The sequence below is a fragment of the Desulfobotulus pelophilus genome, assembly GCF_026155325.1.
Classification (GTDB): domain Bacteria; phylum Desulfobacterota; class Desulfobacteria; order Desulfobacterales; family ASO4-4; genus Desulfobotulus; species Desulfobotulus pelophilus.
In genome coordinates, this window is the sequence record NZ_JAPFPW010000009.1 from 126,026 (window position 1) to 140,100 (window position 14,075).

9 protein-coding genes are annotated in these 14,075 nt (G+C 49.8%); 7 read left to right on the forward strand and 2 right to left on the reverse strand.

Annotated elements, in window-relative coordinates; translation table 11 throughout:
* Window positions 1-3: 3 nt before the first annotated feature.
* Both OOT00_RS09370 and OOT00_RS09375 read right to left on the reverse strand, forming a co-directional pair.
* Window positions 4-1,017 carry a tryptophan--tRNA ligase gene (locus OOT00_RS09370; RefSeq protein ID WP_265425114.1) on the reverse strand — a complete coding sequence of 338 codons (1,014 nt, stop codon included), beginning with the start codon at window positions 1,015-1,017 and terminating at the stop codon, window positions 4-6.
* The gene (locus OOT00_RS09375; protein ID WP_265425115.1) at window positions 1,014-3,728 is read right to left on the reverse strand and encodes a CBS domain-containing protein; all 2,715 of its coding nucleotides are present in this window, start codon (window positions 3,726-3,728) and stop codon (window positions 1,014-1,016) included. The genes OOT00_RS09370 and OOT00_RS09375 overlap by 4 nt, the downstream gene beginning before the upstream one ends.
* Before the next feature lie 246 nt (window positions 3,729-3,974).
* Between OOT00_RS09375 and OOT00_RS09380 the strand changes: the two genes are divergently transcribed.
* The 7 genes from OOT00_RS09380 (at window position 3,975) to bamA (ending at window position 14,072) form a co-directional block, all read left to right on the forward strand.
* On the forward strand, window positions 3,975-4,946 hold the full coding sequence (locus OOT00_RS09380) for a radical SAM protein (protein ID WP_265425116.1): 972 nt from the start codon (window positions 3,975-3,977) through the stop codon (window positions 4,944-4,946).
* A 154-nt stretch (window positions 4,947-5,100) separates the two neighbouring features.
* Complete coding sequence (locus OOT00_RS09385) at window positions 5,101-6,309, forward strand: type II secretion system F family protein (protein WP_265425117.1); 1,209 nt, start codon at window positions 5,101-5,103, stop codon at window positions 6,307-6,309.
* A gap of 60 nt (window positions 6,310-6,369) precedes the next feature.
* Entirely contained in the window at window positions 6,370-7,665 is a 1,296-nt protein-coding gene (locus OOT00_RS09390; protein WP_265425118.1) for a two-component system sensor histidine kinase NtrB, read from the forward strand.
* Between the two features lie 110 nt (window positions 7,666-7,775).
* Entirely contained in the window at window positions 7,776-9,284 is a 1,509-nt protein-coding gene (gene lysS, locus OOT00_RS09395; protein ID WP_265425119.1) for a lysine--tRNA ligase, read from the forward strand.
* Window positions 9,285-9,339: 55 nt separating this feature from the next.
* Entirely contained in the window at window positions 9,340-10,560 is a 1,221-nt protein-coding gene (locus tag OOT00_RS09400) for a lipoprotein-releasing ABC transporter permease subunit (protein WP_265425120.1), read from the forward strand.
* Window positions 10,553-11,263 (forward strand): ABC transporter ATP-binding protein, encoded by a 711-nt coding sequence (locus tag OOT00_RS09405; RefSeq protein ID WP_265425121.1) that lies wholly within the window; start codon window positions 10,553-10,555, stop codon window positions 11,261-11,263. The genes OOT00_RS09400 and OOT00_RS09405 overlap by 8 nt, the downstream gene beginning before the upstream one ends.
* Window positions 11,264-11,402: 139 nt before the next feature.
* Window positions 11,403-14,072 carry an outer membrane protein assembly factor BamA gene (gene bamA / locus OOT00_RS09410; RefSeq protein WP_265425122.1) on the forward strand — a complete coding sequence of 890 codons (2,670 nt, stop codon included), beginning with the start codon at window positions 11,403-11,405 and terminating at the stop codon, window positions 14,070-14,072.
* The last annotated feature ends 3 nt before the right edge of the window (window positions 14,073-14,075 follow it).

Sequence of the window (14,075 nt, forward strand, 5' to 3'; positions counted from 1 at the left end):
CTTTCAAATAAAAGGGATCAGTCCCGTTTTTTTTCGGATTTCTGCCAGAAAGGGGGCGGCAGTGCACCGGGCTTTTTCAGCACCCTCCTGAAGAATTTTTTCTGTTTTCGCCGGGTCCGCCAGCAGTTCTGCATACCGCTCCCTCGGTTCCTTCAGAAGTTCGTTGAGATGCTCGAAAAGAAGGGTTTTCATGTCGCCCCATCCGATGCCTTCGGCATAGCGGAGGCGGATGGTTTCGGCTTCTTCCTTACTGGCAAAGGCCTTGTATATTTCAAAAAGTGTGCATTCATCAGGGTTTTTGGGTTCCGATGGGGCCAGGGAATTGGTTTTGATTTTCATGATCAGCTTGCGCAGTTGTTTTTCCGGTAGAAAAAGAGGGATGGTATTGTCATAGCTTTTGGACATTTTTCTGCCGTCTATGCCGCTGAGCACGGCGGCCTTGTCATCCACTACGGCCTCGGGCATGGTAAATGTCTGGCCGAATATATGGTTGAAACGGCCCCCTATGTCCCTTGCCATCTCGATGTGCTGAATCTGATCTCTCCCCACGGGAACCTTGCTGGCGTTGAACATGAGAATGTCGGCAGCCATCAGCACGGGGTAGCTGAAAAGGCCCATGGTGATGCCCTTGTCCGGATCGTTGGCCTTTTCTTCTTCATTAATTTGAACGGCGGCTTTGTAGGCATGGGCCCGGTTGAGGAGGCCTTTGGCTGTTACACAGGTCAGGATCCAGGTAAGTTCAGGAATTTCAGGTATATCTGACTGACGATAAAAGGTTGCGTTGTCTGTGTCAAGGCCCAGAGCCAGCCATGTGGCCGCCACTTCCATGCGGGATGCGGCAACCCTTGCGGGTTCATGACACTTGATGAGAGAGTGGTAGTCCGCAAGAAAATAAAAGGCATCCATCTCCGGATTTTGGCTGGCCTCAATGGCGGGCCGGATGGCACCCACATAGTTGCCGAGATGGGGAGTTCCGGTGGTAGTAATTCCTGTAAGTATCCGTTTTTTTTCTGTCATTTTATAAGCTCCAAGTTTCCGTTTTGACGCCCCGTATCGCTAAGGATGCGGGCTACAAAGGCTGTTTCATCTTCTTTGGTCTGCAGCAGTCCATTAAGTTTGGCATCAAGAACCTGTATGAGAATTTTTTTGTAGCGGGGGCCGGGAGGCAGCCCCAGGTTTTTCAGATCCCGTCCCTGAATTTCCGGCCGGACAGATCGCAGTCGGGAGAGGAAGTGGGCTATGGCTTTGCGGGTCCGGTTGCTGTCCGCAGCGGCCATCATGTATACTAAAACTTCGGTTTTGAAAACATGCAGACGGGCATAAAGGATGCTGTTATCAAGGGGCAGCTCCTTGGCAAGGCGTTTCAGGCAGTGGTCTGCCTGCTGTCTTTCCCGTACGCACAGATCTTCCTGCCATTTGGCAAGACGGAGAATGCGGCAGACTTCCCGCGCTTCCCCTGATGTGCAAGGGGTGAGAATAACCATGAAATAGACAAGCCACCGCAGGCAGTTGCTGTCTTCCGCCATGAGCTCATATCCGTCCAGGGCCTTTCTGCTTTCCATGAGGAGCTGGGTTGTGGTTTCTGTGAGAGCCATGGCAGGGTGCAGTGCTGCCAGAAGTCGGAATTCATGAAGCCGCAGAATGGAGGGTACGGGATCGCTTTCTTCCAGTATGGCAATAATTTCACCCATGGCACGGGCACCGGACAGCCGTTTGAAAACCCCCATACGGATCGCATTTTCGATAAGACGCACGGTGAGTTTGCCGATGGAGAAGCCGAAGCGGGATTCGAAGCGAACTGCCCTGAAAATCCGGGTGGGATCTTCCACAAAACTCAGGTTGTGGATAATCCGTAAGGTTTTATCCTTGATGTCTTTCTGACCCGCAAAGTGATCAATAAGGGTTCCGTATCGGGACTGATTGAGCTGAATGGCAAGGGTGTTGATGGTGAAATCCCGGCGGTACAGGTCTGCCTTGAGGCTGCTTTTTTCCACTTCGGGCAGAGCAGCCGGAGCCGTGTAGTATTCAGTGCGGGCCGTTGCCACATCAACCTTGAAGCCGTCATCAAGGGTAATGACGGCGGTGCCGAATTTGGAATAGGCATGAACGCGGGCCTGGCGGGTGGCGGCAAAGGCCTTTGCAAAGAGAATCCCATCACCCTCTACCACAATATCAATATCTTCATTTTTTCTGTAGAGAAGGAGGTCCCGGACAAAGCCTCCCACCACAAAGGCATTGCATCCGCTTTGGTCGGCACTTTTTCCTATGTCGGCGAGAAGGGCGAGAATTTTTGAAGGCAGTCTTTCCCTCATAAGATTGATGATGTCACGGGTACGGGGCTGATGGTCTGTCGGTATGACATCCTTTGCCGAAGGTGTTTCCTCCTGCTCCTTGACCATTAGCTGGAGCAGGTCCGTTCGTGTAATGACACCGACAATGCCATGACGGGGGTCCATGACAGGGAGAACGCGCTGCTTTCCTCCCACAATGGCATCCTGAATGAGATGCAAGGGTGCATCCGGGGGTACTGTTTCAACCTCACTGATGAGGTAGTCCTGTACCAGTGTTGTGTCCATGGCATGGGAAAGACCCTGTTCCACAATCTGTCTTGTAATCAGCCCCAGAAGGAGGCTTTGGGTATCTCCCTTTTCTGTAACGAGGAGTGCGTTGACATTGTAGCGTGTCATGGTCTGGCTGGCACTGCGGAAGCTGACCGTGGGGCCTATGGTGTGGGCTGGTGTACTCATGATTTCAAGGGCCTGGAAGCGGCGGGGCATGTAAGTATCCAGAAGCCGCAGGAGCCGGGTTTCTACCTGGGCCAGTGTCTGGCTGCGTATGGTGGCCGCACCGGCAGCTGTATGACCGCCTCCTTCAAAGTGCTGCATAAGAGCTCCCATATTCATGTCCGGGAGACGGCTTCGTCCGATGAGGTGTATTTTTCCGTCCATGCGGGCCATGAGAAAAAGGACAGAGATTTTCTCCATGCGCATAAAATGATGAACCAGAAAAGCAAGGTCGGGAACATAGGTTTCTCTGGAAAGTCGTGTCAGGGTAAGGGGTGTCCCGTGGACAGACATTTCTGTTGCACTGTCCAGCATTTCATTCAGCAGCCTAACCTGTTCTGGGTCAAGCTCCCTTGTGAGCACATCTCCGACCGTTGGCAGGTGAGCCCCCTGACGCATGAGCCAGGCAAGGGATTCAAAATCTTCCGCTGTGGTGCTGTTGCTGGTAAGGTGGCCGGTATCTTCATAAATTCCCATGGCCAGCAGTGTTGCTTCCTCAGGAGTCAGTCTTATGCTATGCTGAATAAGCAGAGGCACCATGAGTGAGACGGTGGCGCCTGTTTCACCGCAGACATGGATCTGACCCCTGAGGTCACCGGGTGCCGGAGGGTGATGATCGTAAATGTGCAGGGCTATATCCTGGCTCTGAGTCAGCGAAGCCAGTTCTCCTATACGATCTTTCTGCCTTGTATCCACGATGACAAGGGTTTTGATGGTTTCCGGTTGAACCTCCCTGAAAGGAATAAGATCGAAAAGGTACAGCAGGGATTGCACAAAAAAGTGCCGGAACTGAGGAGAATCGCTTCCCGGAAGGACAATGCGTGCTTCAGGATATAATTTTTTGGCCGCAAGCATGGAGGCAATGCCGTCCAGGTCTGCATTTTTATGGGTAGTGATGAGGGTGTGGACGACAGCCTCGGAGCGGAGAGGTGATGTGGGCTGCAAATGAGGCCTCCGACTTTGTTTCAGGTAAGAAATGGAAAACAATTGTAACGGGAGGCAGATTCAGGAAAAGTGCTCCTGCACAGGCAGGAAACTCGGTTCCGGGCCGAGGCAAAGAAGTTTCTTTTCTGCCTGCTGCCAACATATTTAAAACAAATTCCATATTTACTGGCTGTGGCTGTCCGGCAAAGCTGTGCCCGTGCCGGAATGGTGACACTAACCTAATATACTACCTTTTCTGGACTGGTCATGCATAATCGAGAAACAAAAGACTTTCAATATGTTTTTGGTCCTGTGGCATCCCGACGCCTGGGGCTTTCTCTGGGTGTGGATCTTCTGCCGGCCAAAACCTGCACGCTGGACTGCATTTATTGTGAATCTGGTCGGACTACCCGTAAAACACTGCTCAGGAAGGAGTGGGTCCCGGTGAATGCCGTGCTGGACGAGCTGTCACAGCTTCTGGCTCTGGGGCCGGAGCTGGACAGTGTCACCTTTTCCGGTTCCGGCGAACCGACCCTGCATTCGGGTATCGGTTATCTGATCAATACCATTCATAGCCGATGGCCGGGGTATCCGGTTACTGTTCTGACCAATGGGACCTTGTTCTGGCAGGAAGAAGTCCGGGAGGACCTGAAAAACGCAGACAGGGTCATTGCAAATTATGATGCGGCCTCATCAGAGGTGTTTGAAGTGCTTAACCGCCCTTACCCCGGTCTCTTTCCTGAGGCCATGATGAAAGGGCTTGTGGCTTTCCGCAACCTGTTTGAGGGAGAGCTCTGGCTGGAAATCTTTGTCATACCCGGAGTGAATGACGGGGATAGAGAAATAGAAGGAATTGCAGCAGCTGTAGCGGCCATCCGGCCTGACCGGGTTCAGCTTAATACTCTGGACAGGCCGGGTACGGAAAGTTGGGTTGAGCCTGCTGGAACTGAATTGCTGGAAAAATTTCGAAAAAAAATAGCGGCAGCTGAAGCGCTGGGTGATGTCAGGGGAAAGGGAACAGTGGCTGGCTGTGATGAGGACCAGCTGAGAAAAAATATTCTTTCCATGGTATTGCGCCGTCCTGTTACTCTGGATGATGTGGTGCGAACCCAGGGTATTGACAGGGAAAGCGCTGGAAAAGTACTGGAAGGTATGTGTTTTGCAGGAGAGCTGGGTGTGCGGAGAATGGCACGGGGGGATTTTTTTCTTTTACCCCAGGCATTGTCAGCGGAGACCTGAGCTGTGATTTTATCACATATGCCCGCCCGGTTTTGAGCCGTCGTTTTTTTGCCCATGACTATTTTTGTCACTTTATGACCATTTTTGTTCGAAACTTCCTGATCCATAGCCGGATTCTTTTCATTTACTTTTTATTCATACATGGGGGATGACCATGCCCGTATTTGTCTGGGAAGGTAGAAATCGTAAAAGTCAGAAACGAAAGGGGGAGATGGAGGCCCCCAATGAGGCCATCGTCCGTACCCGGCTCATCAAACAGAAAATTACGCCCGTAAAAATCAAGCCAAAGCCGAAAGATATACTGGAAAATGTATCCTTCCTGCAGCCCAAGGTGACTCAGGAGGATGTGATTATTTTTGCCAGGCAGTTTTCAACCATGATTGATGCGGGGCTTCCCATTGTTCAGTGTCTCACCATTCTGGAGGAGCAGCAGGACAATCCTTCTTTTAAAAAAATTATCAAAGAAATCCGGATGGGCGTCGAGGGCGGTGAAACCCTTGCGGAAGTGTTAAAAAAATTTCCGCAGCACTTTGATGCCCTTTTTGTCAATATGGTGGCAGCGGGTGAGGCTGGCGGAATTCTGGATGTCATTCTCCGCAGGCTTTCGGCCTATATGGAAAAAATGGCCAAGCTGAAAAAAAAGGTGAAAGGGGCCATGACGTACCCACTGGTGACCATTGCCATTGCCATTGTTGTTGTGGGTGTGATTCTGGTTTTTGTTATCCCTGTATTTGAGAGTATGTTTGCGGATTTTGGCAGTGCCTTGCCCGCTCCCACCCAGTTAGTTATCAGTCTAAGTGAATTTGTTCAGGCAAAAATCATTCATATTTTGATTGGACTGGCTGTTTTTATTTTTCTGTACAAACGTTTTTACCGCTCAAAAAAGGGGCGCGGTATTATGGATTCGATTTTTCTCAGGCTTCCTGTTGCCGGTATTCTGATCCGTAAGGTTTCCGTTGCTAAATTTACACGCACCATGGGAACCATGCTGGCTTCCGGTGTTTCTATTCTGGAAGCACTGGATATTGTAGCCAGAACTTCCGGTAACCGTGTGGTTGAGGAAGCCATTTATGATGTGAAAAACAGTATTTCCGAGGGAGAAACCATGGCCGATCCCCTTGCCGAATCCGGTGTGTTTCCCTCCATGGTCTGTTCCATGATAGCTGTGGGGGAATCAACGGGTGCTCTGGACGCCATGCTGGAAAAGATAGCCGATTTTTATGATGACGAGGTGGATCAGTCCGTGGAAAACCTTACGGCCCTGATCGAGCCCTTTATGCTGGTTTTCCTGGGGGTTGTGATCGGAGGTCTTGTGGTGGCCATGTATCTCCCCGTTTTCCAGATGGCGGCTGCCATTGGGTAGGTGGGCTATGCCGGTTGCGGATACATGGGGCAGGACTGCTTGCTTTTGGGAAGGGCCTGTATGCAGGTTCACGAAAAGGAGCTTGTAAACAAACTCAGCTGGCTGGTGAGTGTGCGGATCTTTCTTGCACTCATCCTGCTGGCTTTTTCCTTTTTTTTTGACCATCAGCCCGTTGCTGCCTTTGATACGTTCCCTGCCGATATTCTTTATATCATAGCCACTCTGGCCCTTTTTCTTTGTCTGCTGTATGCCCTTTGGCAAAGGATAGTCCGAAAGCCCATTTATTTTGCCATGGTTCAGCTGTCCATGGATTCCTTTCTGGTCACCTTACTCATATGGGCAACGGGTGGCTTCGATTCTCCCCTGACGTTTCTCTATATGATTGTTATTATAAATGCTGGCATTCTCATTTCCCGCAGGGGGAGTCTTTTCATTGCCGCCATTTCGGCAATTTTTTTCGGCCTTCTTGTGGATTTTGAGTATTATGGTGTTCTGCCGGACCTGGGGGATGGCAGGGTTCCCCTTGCCGATACGGTTGATTTCTGGTCGGTTTTTTTCCGCATACTGGCCACAACAATAGCCTGTTTTTCCGTTTCCCTTTTGACAAGTTTTCTTTCGGTGCAGTTGCGTAAAGCCAGAGATGAGGTGAGATACATGGGAAGTTACGTAAAACGTATGGAAAATCTTGCCACCGTTGGGGAAATGGCTGCGGGACTGGCCCATGAGATTAAGAATCCCCTGGCTTCCCTGAGGGGTGCGGTGGAGTTGCTGGAAGCAGAAGCGGGTCGTGATGAGGATTCCCGCAGACTGATGCGGATTGTGCGGAGAGAGTCGGACCGGTTGTCGGCACTGCTTACGGATTTTTTATTTTTTGCCCGTCCCGGCAAGGGATGTCCGGAACCGGTTAATGTGGCTGCTATGGTTCGCGAAAGTGTACAGATCCAGAATCAGAGTGCCCGTAACCGTGGAAGAATTACATTCAGGTTCTGCCTTACTGAAGACGTGTGGGTGAGGGCAGATCCCGATCGTCTGCGTCAGGTTGTGTGGAACCTTCTTCTGAATGCGGCTGAGTCCATTGAGGGAGAGGGTGAGGTTCGGATAGACCTTGGAATTGAAAAAGAAAGGATCGCTCATATCCGCATTGCCGATACGGGCTGCGGGATCCCTGAAGACAGTATTCCGTCCATATTTGATCCCTTTTATACCACAAAACCAGGTGGAACCGGGCTGGGACTCTCCATTGCCCTTCGGATTGTGGATGCCATGGGCGGCAGGCTGGATGTGGACAGTATTCCTGATAAGGGCAGCACCTTCACTTTGCGATTGCCCCGCCTGAACCCTTCGGACTCCCTTTAGATTGTAAAGGAAAGCGGGCTATGGTTGACACCTTTTGTGCAATAGGGTAGCTACTGATGGTCAAAACACCCGCTTGGACTTAAAGGATTCTGGGAGACAGACAGGAAGATATGAACGCAAATAAAAGTGAAGGTAATCAGGATAATGGCGGAGATATTCTCAGCCAGAGGCGGCGAAAAAATCAGGAACTTAAAGCAAAGGGTGTGAACCTTTACCCGAATGACTTCAGGGTTTCCCATGGTATCAGCGCCGTTCGGCAGCAGATAGAACAAGCTCCGGAACTTATGGGGCCTGAAGGTCCAGTGTTTTCGATTGCAGGCCGCATGATGGCCATTAACCGTTTTGGAAAGTCTGCTTTTATACGGATAAAAGATGGCAGTGGAGAACTGATTCAGGCTTATCTTCAGGCCAAAGCACTGGGGGAATCCTTTGAGCTTTTCAAGCAGATGGATGTAGGGGATTTTATCGGCCTGACAGGAACCCTGTTTACAACCCGTACAGGAGAGTGGACTCTGGAAACGCGGGAATTCCGCCTGCTTTCCAAGGCTACAAGGCCGCTTCCTGAAAAATATCATGGACTGAAGGATCCGGAGAAACGGTACCGTAAGCGCTATGTGGATCTTGTGATGAATCCGGAAGCCAGGGAAATTTTTCTCCGCAGAAGCCGGATGATTCAGGCTGTAAGGGAGTTTTTTATTGCCCGTGATTTTTTGGAAGTGGAAACGCCCATGATGCAGCCCGTAGCTGGGGGGGCAGAAGCCACACCTTTTGTGACCCACCACAATGCACTGAATATGGATCTCTATCTCCGAATAGCTCCGGAGCTTTATCTTAAGAGGCTGGTGGTAGGCGGGTTTGACAGAGTGTTTGAAATTAACCGAAACTTCCGAAACGAGGGTGTTTCCACCCGGCATAACCCTGAGTTCACTATGATGGAATTCTACTGGGCCTATGCCACCCATGCGGATCTCATGGCGCTGACAGAGGAGCTTTTTGCCCATGTGGCCAGAGTGGTTACGGGAAGTGCGGTGGTTCATTATCAGGGCCATGAGCTGAACTTTGATGGAGAGTGGCCGAAAATTGAACTTCTAGATGCGCTGGTGGAAATAGGAGGCGTGGATAAAAGGCTTCTGGATGATCGTGAAGGACTCCTGGCTTTTGCAAAAGAAAATAATATTTCTGTCACTAAAACAGAAAAACTGGGCAAGGTTCTGACCAAGCTTTTTGATGTTCTTGTGGAGCCGAAGCTCATTCAACCTACCTTTATTACAGGTTATCCCGTAGAGGTGTCTCCCCTTTCCCGCCGATCGGATACAAACCCTGATCTGACGGAACGGTTTGAGGTCTTCGTTGCCGGGCGCGAGATTGGCAATGGCTTTTCTGAGCTGAATGATCCCGAAGACCAGCGGGAGCGTTTCCTGATGCAGGTCAGGGAACGGGAAGCTGGTGATTCCGAAGCCCATATGATGGATGAAGACTACATTGAAGCCCTGGAGTACGGTATGCCACCGACCGCTGGTCAGGGGATTGGCATGGACCGTCTGGCCATGCTGCTGACCGATGCTGCCTCCATAAGGGAAGTGATACTTTTCCCCCACATGAAACCTGTGTCCATTTAATATAAAAGCCCTGCACCATCTGCAGGGCTTTTTGAAAAGGCGATACCCACACCTTATGTCCCTAGAATTGTTCATTGCCGGAAGATATCTTCGCGCACGCCGCAAACAGGGTTTTATTTCTTTGATTGGCATTTTATCCGTTTTTGGTGTTGCCCTTGGCGTAATGGCGCTGGTGGTGGTTATTGCTGTCATGAGTGGGGCAGAAACGGACTTCAGGAAAAGAATCCTGGGGCTGGAACCCCATGTGCTTCTTATGGGGCAGGGCGGCGGAATAACCGATGCTGCAGGGGCGCAGGAAAAGCTGAAGGGCTTTGCCGGTGTCAATGCTACGGCACCTTTTGTTTATGGTAAAGTGGTGTTGCGGTCTTCCGGTGGAATGGGCGGTGCATTTCTGCGGGGAGTTGATCCGGAGGGCCAGCAGGTAAGTATTGAAGGAATCGACAAGAAAAGCCTGAGGGTACAGCTGAAACAGCCTGAATCGGGAGCGTCCCCCGGTATTATTCTGGGTAAAAATCTGGCGGCTGAGCTCAGGGTGGCTGTGGGTGACACTGTTCAGGTGATGTCCCCGGAATTTATGCTGTCGCCCGTGGGTATGATGCCAAAAGTTCGTCGTTTTGAGGTAACAGGACTTTTTTCTTCAGGGCTTTATGAATATGATGGCGCGCTCTGCTATGTCCGTATTGAGGAGGCCTCCGGGCTTCTGGGAATGGGTGATAAGGTTACGGGTATCGGTATATGGGTAGAAGATGTTTATAAAGCGGAAATAATCGGAGAGGAAATACGGGATGCTTTCGGCTGGGGTTTCTGGACCCGGAACTGGATGGAGATGAATAAAAATCTCTTTTCTGCTCTTAAGCTTGAAAAAACAGCCATGTTTGTCATTCTTACCCTGATCATTCTTGTTGCGGCCTTCAATATTGCCAGTTCTCTGATCATGATGGTGATGGAAAAAACAAGGGATATCGCCATACTGATGGCCATGGGGGCAACACGGTCTTTGATTCGGAGAATTTTTGTCCTTCAAGGTATGATTATTGGTATTACAGGAACCTGTCTGGGCATACTGGCAGGGGTAGGGCTTTGCCTTTTCCTGGAAAGATACCCAATTGTTAAGCTTCCTGAAGCTTACCCCTTCACTACTCTTCCTGTGTTGCTGGAGTGGGGAGACGTTTTTGTTATCGGTGGTGCTTCTCTTCTGATCTGTTTTGTGTCCACCCTTTATCCGGCCATGCAGGCTTCCCGTATGGACCCTGTGGAAGGAATCCGGTATGGATAAACGGTTTGAAACTCTGGTTCTTTCCGGAGTGAGCAAAACTTTTATGGATGGGGTTGAGCCCGTCCCTGTGCTCAAAGATGTCAACTGGACTTTGAGTCGTCAGGACAGCATTGCCATTGTTGGTCCTTCGGGGATTGGAAAATCGACACTTCTGCATATTCTTGGAGCTTTGGATCGTCCTGACAGAGGATCTCTTTTGCTGGATGATCGTGATATTCTTCGTCTGGATGATGGGGGACTGGCACGGATCCGCAATGAGGTTATGGGATTTGTTTTCCAGTTTCACCATATGCTGCCTGAATTTTCTACCCTAGAAAATGTCATGATGCCGGCGAGGATAGGAAACATGCCCTTCAAAGAGGCAAAGAAAAAGGCCGCAGCTCTTCTGGATCGGGTGGGGCTTTCCCATCGTCTGGACCATAGGACAGCGCAGCTCTCCGGAGGGGAGCAGCAAAGAGCTGCTCTGGCAAGGGCCCTTATCATGTCCCCGTCTTTTCTTTTTGCGGATGAGCCCACGGGTAACCTTGATATTGAAAACAGCCGAAAGGTCCATGAGCTCCTTTTAGAAGTACACAGGGAGTGGGAGTGCGGGCTGGTTGTGGTTACCCATAATCTTCGTCTTGCCAGTATGATGAAAAAGAAAGTTACCCTGAAACAAGGGCATATTGACGAGCAGAGTGTTGCCGGTCTGGTCGCATTGTGACAGAGACGGGTTAAAGCCTATGTACAGGTCGTTTCATCCGGCCGGGCTGAATTTCTGAGACTTCTTCATAAAACTGTATCCGCTTGTCTTCTCACTACTTCACAATTTTATGGGCGGTTTTACACCAGAGGATGGTTGCATGAATCGGAGTTTTGTCTGCGGCTTCTGGCTGCTTGTTATGATGATGATGGGAAGTTTTTCAGTTTATGCTGCGGATGCCCATAAGGTATGGATATCTCCTTTTGCCGTAGAAGGGGATCCACGCTCGGCGGATCTTGGCAGGCAGGTGGCGGAACGGATCAAGCGGGAGCTGGGCACGGCCGGGTTGTCCCCTGTTATCGGAGAAGAGGTTGTTAGAAATGTTCAGGGTGCCCGTCAGCGTATGGAATCGGCAGATGCACAGATAGCCATATGGGGCCGATTGCTTCTGGATAACGGTGGGTTCAGGCTTTCAGCTTTTGTATATGCAGAGGAGAGTGAACGTCGTTTTATTGAAGAGGGCACTGCTATTGATACTCTCTATCTGTCAGCTGCTTCATTGTCCCACAAAATTGCCGATTTTCTGGTGGGAAAAGAAACCGTTGCCCTGGTGGAAGTGGAAGGAAATCAGCGTATAGAAGATGCTGCCATTCTACGGGTTATTCAGAGCGGTCCGGGTGATGTGTATCTGCAACAGGCTCTTTCCCGAGATCTTCAAGCCATTTATGACATGGGATATTTTGATGATATTCAGGTGGCCGTTGAGGAGAGGGAAGTCGGAAAAGTTGTTATTTTTAAAGTTAAGGAAAAGCCAACAGTCCGTCAGATATTCATCCGTGGCAACCGTGTGTATAAAAGCGATAAGGTTCTTGAATCTGTTACCACCAAAACGGGTGCAATCCTGAATGTTTTTCAGGTGCGTAGGGATATGGAAAGGATTCGGGATCTTTACAGGAGTAAAAACTATCATCATACAGAAGTGAAGTATGAAATCCGGGAGCTTGAGAACAATCAGGCTGACCTTACCTTTGTTATATCGGAAGGTGAAAAGGTTAAGGTTACAGAGATTCTTTTTGAAGGGCGTCAGGATTTTACCCGCCGACAGCTCATGAAGCAGATAGGAACTTCTGAAAAGGGGTTTTTCTCATGGCTGACGGGTTCTGGTGAATTAAAAAGAGAGTCTATTCAGCAGGATGCTGCACGATTGACAGCCTTTTATCATAATGAGGGCTACGTGGATGCAAGGGTATCGGAACCGGAAGTTGTGCTGGATGGGTCGGAAGCAATGGTGAAATTCCGGATCCATGAAGGGCAGCGGTTCCGGGTGGGTAAAATCAGTGTCGGTGGAGATCAGCTCTTTTCTGAAGAAGTTCTGCTTGCCATAACTTCCATAGGAAAAGAAGAATGGTACAAAAGAGATGTTGTCCATGCAGACATGATGGCACTGACCGATCTTTATGGCGATGCGGGCTATGCCAATACAGATGTTTATCCACAGTTGCGCAAGGATCCTGAAGAAGGTGTTGTGGATATCCGCTATACCGTTCATCAGGGAAGTCTTGTCTATATAGATCGTATTGAGATAACGGGTAACGTCAAGACCCGTGACAAAGTCATACGCAGGCAGATCCCTCTTCTGGAGCAGGAACTGTACAGCGGAAGCCGGATTAAAAGGGCAAGCCGAAATTTAAACAGGCTGGATTACTTTGAGGATGTCCGGCTTGAAATTGAGCGTACCTCTGATCCAGAAAAAGTTGATCTTGTGGTCAGTGTGGAGGAGAAACCCACCGGCATGTTTACCTTTGGTGCGGGTTACAGCTCTCAGGATAATCTTTTCGGGCAGGTTTCCGTGACCCAGAGGAATTTCAGGGGTAAGGGGCAGACCCTGAATCTGCGGGCCGATGTTGGGAGTAGTTCCACGCGGTATACCTTAAGTTTCACGGAACCTTATCTGTTTGACAAACCACTTTCTGCCGGATTTGATCTGTATAACTGGGACAGGGAGTATGATGATTATACAAGGAAGAGTACGGGGGGAACCATCCGGCTGGGGTACCCTGTATGGGATTATACCCGTTTTTTTGTCTCCTATGGCTTTGAAACCTTTGATGTGAAGGTGGATCAGGGAAAGGAACAGTGGGTCAATGAGGATATTCTTGCCATGGAGGATCTGGATACGGCCAGTACCCTTACTTTAAGCCTGAACTATGACTCGACCAACAGGCTCTTTAATCCGTCAGAAGGCAGCAACCATCGCCTGACGGTTAAGCATGCCGGTGGACCTCTGGGTGGTGATATTGCGTTTACTAAATATACGCTGGAGGCAGGTCATTATGTGCCCATGTTCTGGGAAACGGTTTTTTTTATGCATGGAGAAACGGGATATGTGCATAAAAACAGCGATGGACATCTGCCGGACTATGAGAAGTTTTATCTCGGCGGTCTGAATTCTCTGAGGGGCTATAAATGGCGGGATGTGGCCGTATATTATGATGGTGATTATACCTACCTTGATGAAAATGGAGAAACTCAGACAGCTCCCTACAGCAAAAATAAAGGTGGGGATAAATTCATACAGGCGAATTTTGAGTTTATTTTTCCTCTCGTGAAGGAAGCCGGACTGATGGGGCTTGTCTTTTATGATATAGGCAATGTTTTTGATACCAATGAAGACATTCTTCTGGATGACCTGAAAAGAAGTACAGGGTATGGTATTCGATGGTTTTCTCCCATTGGGCCCATTCGTTTGGAATATGGGATTCCTCTGGATAAAATTGATGGAGAAAAGCAGGGTGGCCGCTGGGAATTCACCATGGGCGGTGCTTTCTGATCT